Annotated in this window: 18 protein-coding genes; 9 read left to right on the top strand and 9 right to left on the bottom strand. The window is 66.9% G+C overall.

What is annotated here, in order from left to right:
- Nucleotides 1–16 precede the first annotated feature (16 nt).
- Nucleotides 17–973, bottom strand: a complete 957-nt coding sequence (locus EV580_RS13135; protein ID WP_133691602.1) for a metallophosphoesterase — start codon at nucleotides 971–973, stop codon at nucleotides 17–19.
- A 67-nt stretch (nucleotides 974–1,040) separates the two neighbouring features.
- Nucleotides 1,041–3,473, bottom strand: coding sequence for a transglycosylase/D,D-transpeptidase PonA2 (gene ponA2 / locus EV580_RS13130; RefSeq protein WP_133691601.1), 2,433 nt, complete (start codon nucleotides 3,471–3,473; stop codon nucleotides 1,041–1,043).
- Between the two features lie 292 nt (nucleotides 3,474–3,765).
- On the opposite strand from ponA2, the gene EV580_RS13125 reads away from it, so the two are divergent.
- Entirely contained in the window at nucleotides 3,766–4,119 is a 354-nt protein-coding gene (locus EV580_RS13125) for a WhiB family transcriptional regulator (RefSeq protein ID WP_133691600.1), read from the top strand.
- 38 nt (nucleotides 4,120–4,157) lie between these two features.
- Here the strand turns inward: EV580_RS13125 and bagB are convergent, their stop codons facing one another.
- Both bagB and bagA read right to left on the bottom strand, forming a co-directional pair.
- On the bottom strand, nucleotides 4,158–5,294 hold the full coding sequence (gene bagB / locus EV580_RS13120) for an ATPase BagB (protein WP_133691599.1): 1,137 nt from the start codon (nucleotides 5,292–5,294) through the stop codon (nucleotides 4,158–4,160).
- Between the two features lie 35 nt (nucleotides 5,295–5,329).
- On the bottom strand, nucleotides 5,330–6,349 hold the full coding sequence (gene bagA, locus EV580_RS13115; protein ID WP_208114624.1) for an ATPase BagA: 1,020 nt from the start codon (nucleotides 6,347–6,349) through the stop codon (nucleotides 5,330–5,332).
- 62 nt (nucleotides 6,350–6,411) lie between these two features.
- Here bagA and sp36 point away from each other — a divergent pair, with 62 nt between their 5' ends.
- From sp36 to EV580_RS13100, 3 genes are read left to right on the top strand one after another with little or no spacing between them, the layout of a single operon-like run.
- On the top strand, nucleotides 6,412–6,573 hold the full coding sequence (gene sp36, locus EV580_RS13110) for a Sp36 family protein (RefSeq protein WP_005138621.1): 162 nt from the start codon (nucleotides 6,412–6,414) through the stop codon (nucleotides 6,571–6,573).
- Nucleotides 6,570–7,025 (top strand): RidA family protein, encoded by a 456-nt coding sequence (locus EV580_RS13105; protein ID WP_133691597.1) that lies wholly within the window; start codon nucleotides 6,570–6,572, stop codon nucleotides 7,023–7,025. The genes sp36 and EV580_RS13105 overlap by 4 nt, the downstream gene beginning before the upstream one ends.
- On the top strand, nucleotides 7,022–7,792 hold the full coding sequence (locus EV580_RS13100) for an MBL fold metallo-hydrolase (RefSeq protein ID WP_133691596.1): 771 nt from the start codon (nucleotides 7,022–7,024) through the stop codon (nucleotides 7,790–7,792). The genes EV580_RS13105 and EV580_RS13100 overlap by 4 nt, the downstream gene beginning before the upstream one ends.
- On the opposite strand, the gene crp is transcribed toward EV580_RS13100, so the two are convergent.
- A complete protein-coding gene (crp, locus tag EV580_RS13095) occupies nucleotides 7,789–8,463 on the bottom strand; it encodes a cAMP-activated global transcriptional regulator CRP (RefSeq protein ID WP_005138643.1) in 675 nt (224 codons plus the stop codon). The two genes, EV580_RS13100 and crp, sit on opposite strands and share 4 nt — an antisense overlap.
- A 100-nt stretch (nucleotides 8,464–8,563) precedes the next feature.
- The gene (locus EV580_RS13090; RefSeq protein ID WP_133691595.1) at nucleotides 8,564–8,863 is read right to left on the bottom strand and encodes a hypothetical protein; all 300 of its coding nucleotides are present in this window, start codon (nucleotides 8,861–8,863) and stop codon (nucleotides 8,564–8,566) included.
- Nucleotides 8,864–9,088: 225 nt separating this feature from the next.
- Here EV580_RS13090 and nth point away from each other — a divergent pair, with 225 nt between their 5' ends.
- The 4 genes from nth to marP are packed head-to-tail and all read left to right on the top strand — an operon-like array spanning nucleotide 9,089 to nucleotide 12,413.
- Nucleotides 9,089–9,769, top strand: a complete 681-nt coding sequence (gene nth / locus EV580_RS13085; RefSeq protein ID WP_166654730.1) for an endonuclease III — start codon at nucleotides 9,089–9,091, stop codon at nucleotides 9,767–9,769.
- Nucleotides 9,770–9,787: 18 nt separating this feature from the next.
- Nucleotides 9,788–10,429 carry a TlpA family protein disulfide reductase gene (locus EV580_RS13080; RefSeq protein WP_133691593.1) on the top strand — a complete coding sequence of 214 codons (642 nt, stop codon included), beginning with the start codon at nucleotides 9,788–9,790 and terminating at the stop codon, nucleotides 10,427–10,429.
- Nucleotides 10,430–10,476: 47 nt separating this feature from the next.
- Complete coding sequence (locus EV580_RS13075) at nucleotides 10,477–11,229, top strand: NUDIX hydrolase (RefSeq protein ID WP_133692222.1); 753 nt, start codon at nucleotides 10,477–10,479, stop codon at nucleotides 11,227–11,229.
- Complete coding sequence (marP, locus tag EV580_RS13070; RefSeq protein ID WP_133691592.1) at nucleotides 11,226–12,413, top strand: acid resistance serine protease MarP; 1,188 nt, start codon at nucleotides 11,226–11,228, stop codon at nucleotides 12,411–12,413. Before EV580_RS13075 ends, marP begins: the two co-directional genes overlap by 4 nt.
- On the opposite strand, the gene EV580_RS13065 is transcribed toward marP, so the two are convergent.
- Nucleotides 12,406–13,362, bottom strand: a complete 957-nt coding sequence (locus tag EV580_RS13065; protein ID WP_133692221.1) for an alpha/beta fold hydrolase — start codon at nucleotides 13,360–13,362, stop codon at nucleotides 12,406–12,408. The two genes, marP and EV580_RS13065, sit on opposite strands and share 8 nt — an antisense overlap.
- Nucleotides 13,362–13,874 carry a phage holin family protein gene (locus EV580_RS13060; protein ID WP_133691591.1) on the bottom strand — a complete coding sequence of 171 codons (513 nt, stop codon included), beginning with the start codon at nucleotides 13,872–13,874 and terminating at the stop codon, nucleotides 13,362–13,364. The genes EV580_RS13065 and EV580_RS13060 overlap by 1 nt, the downstream gene beginning before the upstream one ends.
- A gap of 145 nt (nucleotides 13,875–14,019) precedes the next feature.
- Here EV580_RS13060 and EV580_RS13055 point away from each other — a divergent pair, with 145 nt between their 5' ends.
- Nucleotides 14,020–14,736, top strand: coding sequence for a S1 family peptidase (locus tag EV580_RS13055; protein ID WP_133691590.1), 717 nt, complete (start codon nucleotides 14,020–14,022; stop codon nucleotides 14,734–14,736).
- Here EV580_RS13055 and acs read toward each other — a convergent pair.
- Nucleotides 14,733–16,691 (bottom strand): acetate--CoA ligase, encoded by a 1,959-nt coding sequence (gene acs, locus EV580_RS13050; protein WP_133691589.1) that lies wholly within the window; start codon nucleotides 16,689–16,691, stop codon nucleotides 14,733–14,735. The two genes, EV580_RS13055 and acs, sit on opposite strands and share 4 nt — an antisense overlap.
- Between the last annotated feature and the right edge of the window lie 16 nt (nucleotides 16,692–16,707).

Raw genomic sequence — 16,707 nt, 5'->3', positions numbered from 1 at the left:
GTACAGCAGGCGGGACTCACCGCACCGAGGCGGTAGGGCTGGAGCGCACCACATTTCGCGTCTCGTCGTGCCCGCCGATCGGTGCGCCCACCAGAGTCAGCAAGGTGGCCTCCGGACGGCAGCAGAACCGGAACGGCGCGAACGGGCCGGTGCCGATACCCGCCGACACGTGCAGCGCGGTGTCCGCACCCCACCGCGAGGCGCCCTTGGCGCGGGAACGGTCCAGATCGCAGTTAGTCACGAGCGCGCCGTAGAACGGCAGGCACAACTGCCCGCCGTGCGTATGCCCGGCCATGATCAGCTGATAGCCGTCGGCGGCGAAGCGGTCCAGCACCCGGGTGTAGGGCGCGTGCGTGACCCCCAGCGACAGGTTGGCAGTCGGGTTGGGCGGGCCGGCGATGGTGTCGTAGCGGTCCCGAGCCAGATGCGGGTCGTCGACGCCGGCCGCGGCGATCGTCAGCCCGGCGACCTCGAAGTCGCGCCGGTTGTGGGTCAGGTCCAGCCAGCCGCGCTCGGTGAACGCCGCGCGCAGGTCCTGCCACGGCAGGGGCTTGCCGTGCACCCGGCTGTCGCTGTCGTACAGGTATTTCGCCGGGTTCTTCAGCTTCGGGGCGAAGTAGTCGTTGCTGCCGAACACGAAGACGCCGGGCACCGACAACAGGTCACCGACCGCCTGCACCACCGCGGGCACAGCCTTGGGATGCGAGAGGTTGTCGCCGGTGTTGACCACCAGATCTGGCTCCCAGCGGGCCAGTTCGCGCAGCCAGGCCTGCTTGTGCCGCTGCGCGGGGCGCATGTGGATATCGCTGAGGTGCAGCACCCGAAGAGGGGTGGAGCCCGGCGAGAGCACCGGCATGGTCACTTCGCGTACGACGAACGCGTTGCGCTCGATCACCGTGGCGTAGCCGACCGCAAGCGCGGCCGAGCCGGCGGCCACGAGGGCGGACGACTTCACAGCGGACGGCACAGCCATACCGGCAAGAGTACTGCCACCCGACATCGTTCATCGGGTCGAGCGGATCTCGAAAATTGCGATTCAGTTACGGCGGCGGCGGAGGCGGGGCCAGCAGCGGGACCGTGATTGGCGGCAGCCCGGGGATCTCGACGACGGTCTGGCCGAACGGGGCGCCGTCGAGGCCCGGTATCGGCAGCGCGCCCGGCGGAGGCGGCGGCGGTGCCGGCGGGATGCCGTTGCTCACCTGGATCGTGACGATCGAGCCGGGGATCGTCTGCCCGCTGGGTGACGTGCCGACGACCTCGCCGGCCGGCGCCAGACTGTTGATCGGGCTGGCCTGGTCGGCGACCTGGAATCCGGCGTCCTTCAACCGGTCACGCGCGGAGCCCTGCGGCAGGCCGGAGACGCTGGGTACCCGCGAGCCGGGACCACCGTCGACGTAACGCGGATCAGTGGGCGGCAGCGCCACATCCCCGAAGGCCTGAGCGATCGGCTTCATCGCCGTGAACCAGGTCTTGGCGGGTTCGTTGCCGCCATAGAGATTGCCGTCGCCGCACTGCCGCAGCGGCCACGAGCACAGATCCGACGGGGTCGGCGAATCGTCGTAGATATAGGCAGCCGCCGCGTAGCGGTTGGTGTAGCCGAGGAAGCCCGAGGACCGGTGTGCCTCGGTGGTGCCGGTCTTGCCCGAGCTCGGCAGGTTCCAGCCGACCGAGCTGGCCGATCCCGCTGCCGTGCCGCTGACGTCGTCCTTGCTCAAGGCGTTGGACAGGGTGTTGGCCAGCCCCTCGGGCACCACCTGGTCGCAGGTCTCGGTGGTCACCGAGACCTCATTGCCGTTGCGGTCGAAGAGCTTGTCGATCGGGTTCGGCGGGCACCATGCGCCGCCGGAGGCCAGGGTGGCCGCCACGTTGGACAGCTCGAGTGCGTTGACCTCGATCGGGCCCAGCGTGAAGGAGCCGAGGTTCTGGCGCTTGATGAAGTCGGCGAGGCTCTCGTTGCTGTCCGGCTCGTAGGGCCGTGCGGTGCCCGGCTCGGCGTAGGAGCGCAGGCCCAGCTTGACCGCCATGTCGACCGTGCGCGGGACTCCCACCTGTGAGATGAGCTTGGCGAAGGCGGTGTTGGGGGAGGTGGCCAGCGCGTCGGTGACGCTCATCGAACCCTTGTAGTTGCCCGCGTTCTGCACACACCAGGTGTCGCGGGGGCAGCCCTTGGCTCCGCCGCTGCCCAGCCCCTTGGCCTCGAAGCGCACCGGAGCGTCGAGGTTGGCGTTGATCCCCATCCCCATGTCCAGTGCCGCGGCGGTGGTGAAGATCTTGAAGATCGACCCGGCACCGTCACCGGCAAGCGAAAAGGGTTGCGGCTGCATGGTTTCGCCGAGCGCGGAGTTCAACCCGTAGGTCCGGTTGCTGACCATCGCGACCACCGGATGGGCCGTCTTGCCCGGCAGCACCACGCTCATCACGCTGGCGATGCCCTGGATGTCGGGGGCGGCCAGCGAGTCGACGGCCGACTTGACCGAGTTCTGGACGTCGGGGTCCAGCGTGGTCTTGATCAGGTAGCCGCCCCGGGACAGCTGGTCCTTGCTGATGCCCGCCCTGGCCAGATACTCCTGCACGTAGTCGCAGAAGAACGCCCGGTCACCGGCGGCGATGCAGCCACGCGGCAATTCGTTGGGCTGCGGCAGGATGCCCAGCGGCTCCTGCTTGGCGGCGCGCAGCTCGTCGGCCTTGTCGGGGACGTTGTCGATCATCGTGTCGAGCACGAGATTGCGCCGGGCCAGCGCACCGTCGGGGTTGGTGTAGGGATTCAGCGTGCTGGTCGACTGCACCATCCCGGCCAGCAGCGCGGCCTGCTGCCAGTTCAGCTGGGACGCATCGATGCCGAAATAGGTCTGTGCGGCGTCCTGGATCCCGAAGGCGCCATTGCCAAAGCTGACCAGATTGAGATAGCGGGTCAGGATCTCCGGCTTGGTGAAGGTCTTGTCGAGCGTCAGCGCCATCCGGATCTCGCGCAGTTTGCGCGCGGGCGTGGTTTCCACTGCCGCGCGCTTCTCGGCGTCGGTCTGCGCGATCACCAGCAGCTGGTAGTTCTTGACGTACTGCTGCTCGATGGTCGATCCACCGCGAGTGTCGACGTCGCCCGAGGCGTAGCCCGCCAGGCCCGTCAGCGTGCCTTTCCAGTCGACACCGTTGTGTTCGGCAAACCGTTTGTCCTCGATCGAAACGATTGCCAGTTTCATCGTGTCGGCGATTTTGTCGCTCGGAACCTCGAACCGGCGCTGGGAGTACAGCCACGCGATCGGGTTGCCCTTGGCGTCGACCATGGTCGTCACCGCGGGCACCTCGCCCTCGACCAGTTGAGCAGAGCCATTGGCCACGACGTCGGACGCGCGGTTGGACATCAATCCCACGCCGCCGACCACCGGAAACAAGAGCGCCGCAAGTATCACGCTGGCCAATAGGCAGCACCAGGCCAGCTTGATGATTGTTGCGCCGGCCGGAGGGCGTTCCGACATGAGTAACAGAGTAACTAGGGCTCCTGGAGTCTTGCGGAGCGTCCCCTGCGGGGCAGATCATATCGAAAGCTATTTACGCCGTAGTCAGAAAACGCCAGTTCATGATCGGTCTGGACGGTCGTCCCAAAAAACCTGAGATCCAACTGTTGCGCAAAAGATACCTGACCACCTAACTTAAACAGACAGTGCGATTCAGGTAACACTCTGAGCCGCGATGTGGCGTAGATCGCATACGCGGCCTACACCTGAAGAATGTCAGCCGCGTGAGCGGCCGGACGAAGGGGATCCGTCGGTGTCAGGTATTCGGACCGCTGCCCGCAAGCCAAGCGCAGCGCTTTTGAACGGTTCCGTCCAAGGGATTGAGGCGGAAGCTCGGATTGCGTGGGTATCGAGGGCTTTGTGCCGATCAACCGACCCAGACGAGCTCTTTGTCCGCGGCGCCGCACAGCGCAAGGCCGCCGTGATCTGCCGTCACTGTCCGGTCATGGCCGAGTGTGGCGCAGATGCGTTGGACAACCGTGTCGAGTTTGGTGTGTGGGGCGGCATGACCGAGCGTCAGCGCCGCGCGTTGCTCAAGCAGCACCCCGAGGTGGTGTCGTGGGCGGAATTCTTCGCCGCGCAGCGCAAGCACCGCAGCGTTAGCTAATTTTCGCGATGAGTCCCGGCCGATCGGCCGGGACTCTTTTACGCGGTCTCCCCAGTGATCTGATCAGCGATCGCCTGCAGGGCGTCCAGATCGGACACGTCAAAGGGCAATGAGGGCACGCCGACCACCGGAACGTGGGGATTGGCGCCCGTGAATCGCGACAGCAGCCGGATTTCCCGCTTGGCGGTCTGCGCCCGGTCGGCGTGGATCTTCAGCACCGCCACCGTGAGCTGATCCCCGTTGTTGGCCGCGCCGGAAGCTTCCAATGCCTCGACGCCGTCGACAGCCCGCTCAGGAGTCAGTGCGGACAGCGTGGGATGCGTCCGGTTGAGAATCAGCCCGGCCAGCGGCATGCCCTCCGCGGACAGCCGGTCGACGAAGAACGACGCCTCTCGAAGCGCGTCGGGCTCGGCCGCCGACACCACCACGAACTGGGTGCCGCGGCGCTTGAGCAACTCGTAAGTGCGGTCGGCCTTTTCCCGGAACCCGCCGAACGTCGAATCCAGTGACTGCACGAACGCCGAGGCGTCCGAGAGCATCTGCGAGCCGAGAATGGTCGACATGGCCTTCATCGCCAGGCCGACCACACCGGTCACCAGGCGGCCGAAGCCTCGCCCTGGGGCCAGCAGCAGTCGCCAGAGCCGGCCGTCCATGAAACTGCCCAGGCGTTTGGGGGCGTCGAGGAAGTCCAGTGCGTTGCGCGACGGTGGGGTGTCCACCACCACCAGGTCCCAGCGGTCCTGCCCGAGCAGCTGGCCGAGCTTCTCCATGGCCATGTATTCCTGCGTGCCTGCCAGTGACGTGGCGACCGTCTGATAGAACTGATTGTCCAGAATCGCTTGTGCGCGTTCGGTTCCCGAGTACTCGATGACCATTTCGTCGAACGTGCGACGCATGTCGAGCATCATCGCGTGCAACTCGCCGGACACCTCGGGAGCCAGCGGTACCCGCTGCGGGGTGTTGCCGAGTTCCTTGATGCCCAGCGCCTGTGCCAGTCGTTTGGCGGGGTCGATCGTGAGCACCACGACGGCCCGGCCGTACTCGGCGGCCCGCAGTGCCATCGCCGCGGCGGTGGTGGTCTTACCGACTCCGCCTGCGCCGCAACACACGACGACCCGGTTGGACCTGTCTTCCAGAATCGACTTCATGTCGAGTGCTGGAGGTGTGCCGCTCATCTACCGACTTCCCCTCATGGTCGTCTTCTGTTCGTTCATCGGACGCCTTGCTGTGCAAGCGTTTCCGCCAATTCGTAAAGACTTCCCAGATCGACGCCGTCGGGGATCGTCGGCAGTTCCAGGCGCGGAACCTTCAACCGGTCCAGTTGTTCCGCGCTTTCGGCGCGGGCCCGGATGCGACTGGCGTGCTCGATCGACTCGGTCAGCAGTCCGGCGAAGTCGGCGTCGGACAGGGTGATTCCGACCCGCTCGAGCCCGGCCCGCACCGCGTCGGCGTCGATATCACCCTCGGCGGCTTTGGCGAGGTCGGCGGCAGGCAGGAACGGCGGGATGTTGCGGTTGACGATCACACTGCCGATCGGCAGGCCCAACTCCTTGAGTTCCTCGATGGCCTCGATGGTCTCCTGGATGGGCAGCGCCTCGAGCAGGGTGACCAGATGGATCGCGGTCTGATCGGAGTGCAGGAGCCTGACCACGCCGTCGGCCTGCGAATGCACCGGGCCGCCCTTGGCCAGATCCGAGACGGCCTTGGTGACATCGAGGAACCGGGCGATCCGTCCGGTCGGCGGAGAGTCGACGACGATGGCGTCGTAGGCCGGCTTCTTGCCGTCCTGGCGCACCACCGACTCCTTGATCTTGCCGGTGAGCAGCACGTCACGCAGACCGGGAGCGATCGTCGTCGCGAACTCGATGGCGCCGATCCGGCGCATCGCACGGCCGGCCAGACCGAGGTTGTAGAACATGTCGAGGTACTCCATGAACGCCGCCTCGATGTCGACGGCCAGCGCGTTCACGTGACCGCCGCCCTCGGCGGTGGCGATCTTCAGCTCCTCGTAGGGCAGCGGCGGCACGTCGAACAACTGCGCAATGCCTTGGCGCCCTTCCACTTCCACGAGAAGGACTCGGCGGCCACCGGCCGCCAGTGTCAGTGCCAGGGCGGCGGCAACTGTGGTCTTGCCGGTCCCGCCCTTGCCGGTCACAAAGTGCAAGCGCGCCTTCGACAGGCGGGAAGGCCAGGCTAGAGAGCTGCCATCGCTCGGTGTGGTCGCCATCAGTGCATGCTAGCCAAGCCCCTGTGGCCCACTGTGCCATTGGTACCGAGCGATAAGCTTCGGCCATGAGCCAACCGACGACATGGGAATACGCCACGGTGCCGCTGCTGACCCACGCGACCAAGCAAATCCTCGACCAGTGGGGCGCCGACGGCTGGGAACTCGTCGCGGTCCTGCCCGGGCCCACCGGAGAGCAGCACGTCGCGTACTTGAAGCGGCCCAAGTGAGCTTTTCAGCCAGGCTCGCCGAACTGGGGGTGACGCTGCCGACGCCTGCCAAGCCGCTGGCCGCCTACGTTCCGGCGGTGCGTACCGGCAATCTCGTCTACACCTCCGGGCAGTTGCCGATCGAGGCAGGCAATCTCATCCACACCGGCAAGGTCGATGCCGAGGTCACCGCCGAGCAAGCCAAGGCCGCGGCTCGCCTGTGCGCGCTGAACGCGCTGGCCGCCGTCGACGCCCTGGTGGGCCTCGACACCGTGACCAAGGTGGTCAAGGTCGTGGGGTTCGTGGCGTCGTCACCCGGCTTCGGCGGTCAGCCCGGCGTCATCAACGGGGCCTCGGAGTTCCTCGGTGAGGTATTCGGTGAGGCGGGTGCGCACGCCCGGTCGGCCGTCGGAGTTTCGGAGCTGCCGCTGAACGCGCCGGTGGAAGTCGAGCTCATCGTCGAGGTGCAGTGACCCATCCGGCGTACGGAGTCTTACGGCCGGTGACCGAATCGGCCTCCGTATTGCTGTGCAACAACCCGAACATCATGACGCTGGACGGCACCAACACCTGGGTGCTGCGCGGACCCGGCAGCGACGAGATGGTGATCGTCGACCCCGGTCCCGACGACGACGAGCACATCGGCCGGCTGGCCGAGCTCGGCAAGATCCCGCTGGTGCTGATCAGCCACAAACACGACGACCACACCGGCGGCATCGACAAGATCGTGGAGCTGACCGGCGCCGTGGTCCGCTCAGTGGGCAGCGGATTCCTGCGCGGCCTTGGCGGCCCGCTGACCGACGGTGAAGTCATCGACGCCGCCGGGCTGCGGATCACGGTGATGGCCACTCCAGGCCACACCGCGGACTCGCTGTCGTTTCTGGTCGACGATGCGGTGCTGACCGCCGACACCGTGCTCGGCCGCGGCACCACCGTGATCGACGACGAAGACGGCAGTCTGACCGAATACCTGGAGTCGCTGCGCCGGCTGCAGGGGCTGGGACGCCGGACGGTGCTGCCCGGTCACGGCCCCGACCTCGAGGATCTCGAGGCGGTCACCGCCATGTACCTGGCGCACCGCGAGGAACGGCTCGACCAGGTGCGTCAGGCCCTGCACGCGCTCGGCGACGACGCCACGGCACGACAGGTCGTCGAGCACGTCTACACCGACGTCGACGAGAAACTGTGGGACGCCGCCGAAAAGTCGGTGCGCGCCCAGTTGGACTACTTACGCGCCTAGCGCGCGCGCCTTGCGAGCCGCTCGCTGTCGCTGATCAGCACGCTCTTGCCCTCCAGGCGGATCCATCCGCGGTGGGCGAAGTCGGCCAGTGCCTTGTTGACCGTCTCGCGCGAGGCCCCGACCAGCTGAGCGATCTCCTCCTGCGTGAGATCGTGCGTGACCCGCAGCGCGCCGCCCTCCTGCGTGCCGAATCGCTGAGCCAGCTGCAGCAGCTGCTTGGCGACACGACCGGGGACGTCGGTGAAGATCAGGTCGGCGAGGTTGTTGTTGGTGCGCCGGAGCCGGCGTGCCAACACCCGCAGCAGCTGCTCGGCGATCTCGGGCCGATCGGCGATCCACGCCCGCAACGCGTCGCGATCCATCGACACAGCGCGCACCTCGGTGATGGTGGTGGCGCTGGAGGTCCGCGGGCCGGGGTCGAAGATCGACAGTTCACCGAACATGTCCGACGGGCCCATGATCGTCAGGAGGTTTTCCCGTCCGTCCGGGGAACGGCGGCCGATCTTCACCTTGCCGGAGATGATGATGTACAGCCGATCGCCAGGCTCGCCTTCGGCGAACACAGTGTGTCCCCGCGGGAAGTCCACCGGCTGCAGCTGTTTGGTCAGCGCGGAGACCGCGCTGGGTTCAACTCCCTGGAAGATTCCGGCCCTCGCCAGGATCTCGTCCACGTCGCCCCTCTTAAACTCTTCGATGATGTGAAATTCGCAGGCCAGCTGTATTGCTGGGCACGATCAGTCTAGTGGTAGCTGGGCTTGCGACGTGCCAACGCTACACACGATTGGCGTACTGAGTCCGGTGAAACTGCGTATTCGGCCGTGCATGGGCGTATGACCGCGTCGGCAAACCGGGCTCGTCGTCGCTCAGGCGGGAATGCGCCTCGGCCCGTCGAGGCGGGGTTTCGGCTCTGGGCGATGCCTGCGCGGGTGCCGCCGTCGCGGCGCGCTCCAGAAATTCGGTGACCTCGTCGGCCGGGGTGCGTTCGGTGTGCAGGGCCTCTTCCAGACGCTGTAACGCGAACGTCGAAAGCATCAACAGCCCGGGGACACACACCGCGAGCAACCAGGTCACGGGGGTTAGTAAACACGCGCAAGGTCTCAGCGGGATTACAAATTGTCACCGGTCAGTCCGCGGCTTGACGGACCCCGTCAGTACCCTTGCAACGTGACCACGGACAGTCCCCCGACCAGGCGCAAAACCGCGCGCGGTGCCGTCAAGACACCGGCCCCGACCAAGGCGGAGGCAACGAAGTGGGATTCGGAAACCCACGTGGGTCTGGTGCGGCGCGCCCGTCGGATGAACCGCACGCTGGCCGTCGCTTTCCCGCACGTGTACTGCGAGCTCGATTTCACCAACCCGCTCGAGCTGGCCGTCGCCACCATCCTGTCCGCGCAGTGCACGGATATCCGCGTCAACCAGACCACTCCGGCGCTGTTCGCCAAGTACCGCACCGCGCGGGACTACGCGCAGGCCGACCGGACCGAGCTCGAGGAGATGGTCCGCCCGACCGGCTTCTACCGGAACAAGACCAACTCGCTGATCGGCCTGGGCCAGGCGCTCGAGGAGCGCTTTGACGGCGAGGTACCTCATACGCTCGACGAGCTCGTCACCCTGCCCGGCATCGGCCGCAAGACCGCCAACGTCGTGCTCGGCAACGCCTTCGACATCCCCGGCATCACGGTGGACACCCATTTCGGTCGGCTCGTGCGCCGGTGGCGCTGGACCGAGGAAGAAGACCCGGTCAAGGTCGAGCACATCGTCGGCGACCTGATCGAACGCCGCGAGTGGACGTTGCTGAGCCATCGCGTCATCTTTCATGGCCGCCGGGTGTGCCACGCCCGCAAGCCCGCGTGCGGGGTGTGCGTGCTGGCCAAGGACTGCCCGTCGTTCGGGCTGGGACCCACTGACCCGCTGCTCGCCGCACCGTTGGTGAAGGGACCCGAGACCGAGCATCTGCTTGCGCTCGCCGGGCTCTGAGTTTTCGGCTCTGTACTGATGACGACGTCGACCCGCTGGACGCTGCTGGTGCTTGCCGTGATCGCGGCACTGATCACGGCGCTGGTCGTCTCGCTCGACGACACCCCGCCGGGTACCGGAAGCGCGCCCGGCGTGCAGAGCGCCAGAACTCACCGCGACGCCGACACGCCCGAGGCGCTCGCCGGACCGCGGCAGCGGGCCGACCTGCCGCCCTGCCCCGCCGCGGCCGACAATCCGGGTCCAAGGGAACTGCGCGGCATCGTCGTCGAGTGCGCCGCCGACGGAGCGAATGTGGATGTGGCCCGAGCCTTGGCCGGGCGGCCGGTGGTGCTCAACCTGTGGGCCTATTGGTGCGGGCCGTGCGCCGAGGAATTGCCCGCGATGGCGGACTACCAGCGGCGAGTAGGCCAGGACGTGTCCGTGGTGACAGTGCACCAGGACGAGAACGAGACGGCGGCGTTGCTGCGGCTGGCAGAACTGGGCGTGCGGCTGCCCACGTTGCAGGACGGTCAGCGCCGGATCGCCGCGGCCCTCGGGGTGCCCAACGTGATGCCCGCGACGGTTGTCCTGCGCGCGGACGGTAGCGTTGCCAAAATCCTCCCGCAAGCGTTCACCAGTGCCGACGAGATCGCCGCCGCGGTGAAGAATGCATTGCAGTGACGACAGACGAGAGAGAAGCGCCGGTGACGCAGGGTTCCTCCCGCCAGGTGGGACCGGTTGCGCTCAACCCGGAACTCCGGCCGCCCTGGCTGGCGCCGCTGGTCGACAACGTCGATCGCGTCCCACAGGCGTATCGGCGCAAGGTGCCTCCGGAGTTCCTGGCCGCGGTCACCAAAGCCCGCACCGAAGGCGCCGCCGGTCGTGATGCGGCAGTCCTCGTGCTGTTCTCGGGGCCGGGCAGCGATCTCCTGAACGGGCAGTTACCCGACGATGCCGACCTGCTGCTGACCGTGCGCGCCGGCACCCTGCGCAATCACGCCGGCCAGGCCGCGTTCCCCGGCGGGGCCGCTGATCCGGAGGATTCCGGTCCGGTCGCCACCGCGCTGCGAGAAGCACAGGAAGAGACCGGCATTGACCCGGGCCGCCTGCATCCGCTGGCCCTGTTGGAGCGAATGTTCATCCCGCCCTCTGGTTTTCACGTCGTACCGGTGCTGGCTTATTCACCGGATCCGGGGCCGGTGGCGGTGGTCGATCAGGCCGAGACCGCGATCGTGACGCGGGTTCCGGTGCGTGCCTTCGTCAATCCTGAGAACCGGCTGATGGTGTACCGCACCGGAACTGGTCCCGGCTTCGCCGGTCCGGCATTTCTGCTCAACCAGATGCTGGTGTGGGGATTCACCGGCCACGTAATCTCTGCGATGCTCGACGTGGCCGGCTGGTCACAACCGTGGAACACCGCGGACGTCCGGGAGTTGGACGAGGCGATGGCGCTCGTGGGTAGCAGTGAGGAGCCCCTGTGACGAGTTCACAATGGCTGGACATCGCCGTGCTGGCTGTGGCATTCGTCGCGGCCATCTCGGGCTGGCGGTCCGGCGCGTTGGGCTCGCTGATGTCGTTCGTGGGGGTGGTCCTCGGTGCGATCGCCGGCGTGATGCTGGCCCCGCATATCGTCAGCCACATCAGCTCGCCGCGCGGCAAGCTGTTTGCTGCACTGTTCTTGATCCTCGCCCTGGTCGTCGTCGGCGAGGTGGCCGGCGTGGTGCTGGGCCGGGCAGTGCGCGGCGCGATCCGTAATCGCGCGGTGCGCACCGTCGACTCGGTGATCGGCGTTGCTCTGCAGCTGATCGTGGTCATGGTCGCGGCCTGGCTGCTGGCCAGCCCGCTGACCTCCTCGGACCAGCCCAATCTGGCTGCCGCCACCCGCGGCTCGAAAGTGCTTGCCGAGGTGGACAAGTACGCGCCCGAGTGGCTCAAGACCGTGCCCAAGCGGATGTCGGCCCTGCTGCGCACCTCCGGACTGCCGGATGTTCTGCAGCCCTTCGGCCGCACCCCGATCCAGGCGGTCGACGCCCCCGACGCGTCACTGGCGGACAGTTTGGTGGTCGCCAACGCCAAGCCCAGCGTCGTGAAGATCCGCGGAGTCGCGCCCGGATGCCAAAAGGTGTTGGAGGGTACCGGTTTCGTGATCGCCCCGAACCGGGTGATGTCCAACGCGCACGTGGTGGCCGGCTCCGACAGCGTCACCGTGGAAGCCGAGGGGCAGACCTACGACGCGACCGTCGTCTCGTATGACCCCAACGAGGACATCTCCATCCTGGATGTGCCCAACCTGCCCCAGCGGCCGCTGGTGTTCGCCGATCAGCCGGCCAAATCCGGAACGGACGCCGTCGTATTGGGCTACCCCGGCGGCGGCGAGTTCGCGGCCACGCCCGCCCGGGTGCGAGAGACCATCGAACTCAACGGGCCCGACATCTATCGCACCACCACGGTCAACCGTGAGGTGTACACCATCAGAGGCACTGTGCGGCAAGGGAATTCCGGTGGTCCGATGATCAACCGGGCCGGCCAGGTGCTCGGCGTGGTGTTCGGTGCCGCAGTCGACGACAACGACACGGGCTTCGTGATGACCGCCAATGAGGTGTCGCGTCAGCTGGCCAAGATCGGCAACACCGCGAAGGTGCCCACCGGGGCCTGCGTCACCTGATCGGGCCGTACACCTGCTGCAGGAACCGCCGCAGGTGTTCGTTGACCTCGTCCGGAGCTTCCTCATGGGCGAAATGCCCGACGCCGGCAACGGATACGAAGCGCCCGCGCGGGGCGTAGTGCTGGGTGCGGTCCACCGGGTCGGCGAGCACATAGGGGTCGGCGTCCCCGCGCAGGTGCAGAAGCGGAACATCGAGCTGGCGGTCCATCGACTTCATGAATCGCCAACCCTCGCTGCGTAATTGGCTGCGCACCGCCCAACGCTGATATTCGAGTGCGGAGTGTGCCGCCGACGGAATCTGGATGGCCCGCCGCATGTGCGAGATGGTCTCGGAAAAGTCCTCGGAGGCAAGCCATTTACCCGATGCGCGGTTGCGCACCAGATGCTCGAGCGCCTCGGCGTTGTGCCGGGTGAGCGCCCGCTCCGGAAACGCAGGGAGCTGATAGCGCAGCAGTGTGGGCAGCAGTGCCCGGCCCTGGTCGCGCCGGGTCAGCGCCGAGCGTCGCAGTGCGGCCGGGTGCGGTGAGCTCACCAGTGCGATGGCTCGCACCATCCGGGAATGCAATACCGAGGTCGCCCAGCAGACCAGCCCGCCGTCGGCGTGGCCCACCAACGTGGCCGAGCCATGGCCGAGCGCGCGGATCAGGCCTGCGGTGTCCCCGGCCAGCGTCCAGCCGTCATAGCCGCGGGGCGGCTTGTCGCTGCCTCCGTAACCCCGCAGGTCCACGGCCACCACCCGGGCATCGGAGAGCCCACGCAGCTGGTGGCGCCAGGACCACCAGAACGAACCGAAGCCGTGCAGCAGGATCACCAGCGGTCGCGACGTGCCCGCCGCGGATTCGGACCCATTGAGGGCTTCGACGCAATGGAACCGAATTCCGTTGGCGTGGACGTCGAAATGACGCCACGGCCCCGCGATGCGGGTGACCGACGGATCCGGTTGGGTCATCACCAGCCCGACGGGTCCTTGGGCGGCGTGCCGCTCGCGGGGATGGCCTTGTCGGCCGCCTTGTCGTGGCCGGGTGTCAAGGCCTCGCGGAGTTCGCCGACCGATTCGATGGTCTGCTGCGGGCCCCGGATCCGGCGCACTTTGAGATAGCCCAGCAGCGCGAACACCGCGGTGGTGGCCACCATCAGGAGGAACACGATCAGGAAGGCCACCCAGCGCCACAGCCAGGTGTCGAGCAGCTCGGCGAGAAAGAAGAACAGGAAGAACGTCGAGTAGAACAGCACGACCAGCGCGAGGATGAAGAAGACGCTGCCGGTCAGGCCTTTCTTCACGTCGCGGGTGATCTCCGCCTTGGCCAGTTCGACCTCGGCGCGCACCAGGGTGGACACCTGCGCGGTGGCGTCCTTCACCAGGTCTCCGATGGAGGGATTGGCGGGAACCGCGTTCGGGTCCACCAGCGGGATCGAGGTAACGGTGGTGGGCACCCCGTTCGTGCGATCGCCATTGCTCACGGCTGTCCTCCAACTATTCGCTGTCGTCGCGGTTCATGTTGCCATGCCGGGCTCGCAGCCGGATACCCACTGACCTGTTACGCAAGTTACGGGTGTGACCACGCTAGACTCGCCCTGTCGGGGCGAGGGTGAATGGAGGTTGCTGGTGACGACCGCGCAGCGTGTTCGGCTCAAAGCGGGGGCCGTTGTACTGGCCCTTGGCGCGCTGGTCCTGGCGCAGGCGCCCGCCGCGATGGCCGACGGCAAGGTGCCGATGGGCGGTGGAGCGGGCATCGTCGTCAATGGCGACACCTACTGCACCCTGACGTCGATCGGCACCGACAACACCGGCGCGCTCATCGGATTCACCTCCGCGCACTGCGGCGGCCCGGGCGCCCAGGTGGGTTCCGAGGACCGGCCCGACGACGGCGTCATCGGCACGATGGTCGCAGGCAATGACAACCTCGACTACGCGGTGATCCGGTTCGATCCCGCCAAGGTGCAGCCGATCTCGAACTACAAGGGCTTCGTCATCGACGGCATCGGCCCTGACCCGACGTTCGGCGAGATCGCCTGCAAACTGGGCCGCACCACCGGGTACTCGTGCGGTGTCACGTGGGGTCCGGGACAGGACCCGGGCACCATCGTCAATCAGGTGTGTGGCCAACCGGGTGATTCCGGCGCCCCGGTGACGGTCAACAACAAGCTGGTCGGCATGATCCACGGCGCGTTCAGCGAAGACCTGCCCACGTGCGTCGTCAAGTTCATCCCGCTGCACACTCCCGCGGTGACGATGTCGATCAATGCGATCCTCGGCGACGTCGCGGGCAAGAATCGCCCCGGCACCGGGTTCGTCCCGACGACCGACGCGCTGCCCTCCTAGTTTTTGCTGGCCCGGATCGCTTCGAACACCGTCGGATCCACCAATGTGGAGGTGTCACCGAGCTCGCGTCCCTCCGCGACGTCACGCAACAGCCTGCGCATGATCTTGCCGCTGCGGGTCTTGGGAAGCTCTGGCACGACGTGGATTTCGCGCGGTTTGGCGATGGGGGAGATCTCCCGGGCCACCTCGGCGCGCAGCTCGTCGACCATCTGCTCGCTCGACATCTCCGCGTGATGAGCCTTGAGGATGACGAAGGCACAGATCGCCTGGCCCGTGGTGTCGTCGGATGCGCCGACGACGGCGGCCTCGGCGACCCCGGCGTGCCCGACGAGCGCGGACTCCACCTCGGCCGTCGAAATCCGGTGTCCGGAAATGTTCATCACGTCGTCGATGCGGCCGAGCACCCACACCTCGCCGTCGCTGCCATACCGCGCACCGTCACCGGCGAAGTACCAACCCTGTTCGGCGAACCGCGCCCAGTAGGTGTCCCGGAACCGTTCGGGATCGCCCCAGATGCCTCGCAGCATCGATGGCCACGGCTTGTCCAGCACGAGGTAGCCGGTGACGTGCTCGCCGTGATCGGTGCTGGGCTGCAACTCATTTCCGTCGTCATCGACGATCTTGGCTGAGATACCCGGCAGCGCGCGCATCGCCGAACCCGGCTTGCAGTCCGTCACACCCGGCAGCGGCGAGATCATGATCGCGCCGGTCTCGGTCTGCCACCAGGTATCCACGATCGGGGTGGCGTCGGCGCCGAACACCAGGCGGTACCAGCGCCACGCCTCCGGGTTGATCGGCTCACCGACCGACCCGAGCAGTCGCAGGCTGGACAGGTCATGGGCGAACGCGATCTCCCGGCCCCACTTCATGAACGTCCGGATCAGCGTCGGGGCGGTGTAATAGATTGTCACACCGTACTTTTCGATGACCTGAAAGTGCCGGTGCTCATCGGGGGAGGCGGGCGTGCCCTCGTAGACCACCTGGGTCGCGCCGTTGGACAGCGGTCCGTAGACGATGTAGGTGTGCCCGGTGACCCAGCCGATATCGGCTGTGCACCAATAGATGTCGCTCTCGGGCTTGATGTCGAAGACGTTGTGGTGGGTGTAGGACGCCTGAGTCAGGTAGCCACCGGAGGTGTGGATGATGCCCTTGGGCTTGCCCGTGGTTCCGGAGGTGTACAGCAGGAACAGTGGCTGCTCGGCGTCGAACGCCTCGGGCGTGTGCTCGGTGGACGCCGAATCGACCGTCTCGTCCCACCACCGGTCGCGACCTTCGGTCCAGTTGACGTCGATTCCGGTGCGGCGCACCACCAGAACGTGCTTCACACAATCTTGGCCCTTGACGGCCTCGTCCACAGCTTCCTTGAGCGACACCGCATTTCCGCGCCGGTACTGGCCGTCGGTGGTGATCACCAGCTTGGCCTCGGCATCTTCGATGCGGGCGCGAAGGGCGGCTGCCGAGAAGCCGGCGAAGACCACGCTGTGCATCACGCCAAGGCGGGCGCAGGCCAGCATCGCCACGATGGCCTCGGGAACCATCGGCATGTAGATCGCCACCCGGTCGCCTGCGGTCAGGCCGAGGTCGGTCAGTGCGTTGGCGGCCTTACAGACCTCGTCCTTGAGCTGGGCGTAGGTGAGCACACGCGAGTCGCCGAGCGGTTCACCCTCCCAGTGGATTGCGACCCGGTCGCCGTTGCCCGCCTCGACATGCCGGTCGACACAGTTGTAGGCGACGTTGAGCTTTCCGCCGACGAACCACTTCGCGAACGGCGCCTCGGACCAGTCGAGTACCTCGGTGAAGGGCGTCTCCCACGACAGGCGGTTGGCCTGCTGCGCCCAGAACGCCAACCGGTCTGCCTCGGCTTGGTCGTAGAGCTCGGCGGTGGCATTGGCTGCGGCGGCGAAATCCGCCGACGGTGCATAGGATGACGGAACTTCGGTGTGCGCCTCGGTCATGTCTGTGAGCGTAGTC

The sequence above is a fragment of the Mycobacterium sp. BK086 genome, assembly GCA_004362315.1.
Classification (GTDB): domain Bacteria; phylum Actinomycetota; class Actinomycetes; order Mycobacteriales; family Mycobacteriaceae; genus Mycobacterium.
This window is presented reverse-complemented; position numbering and strand designations above follow the sequence as displayed.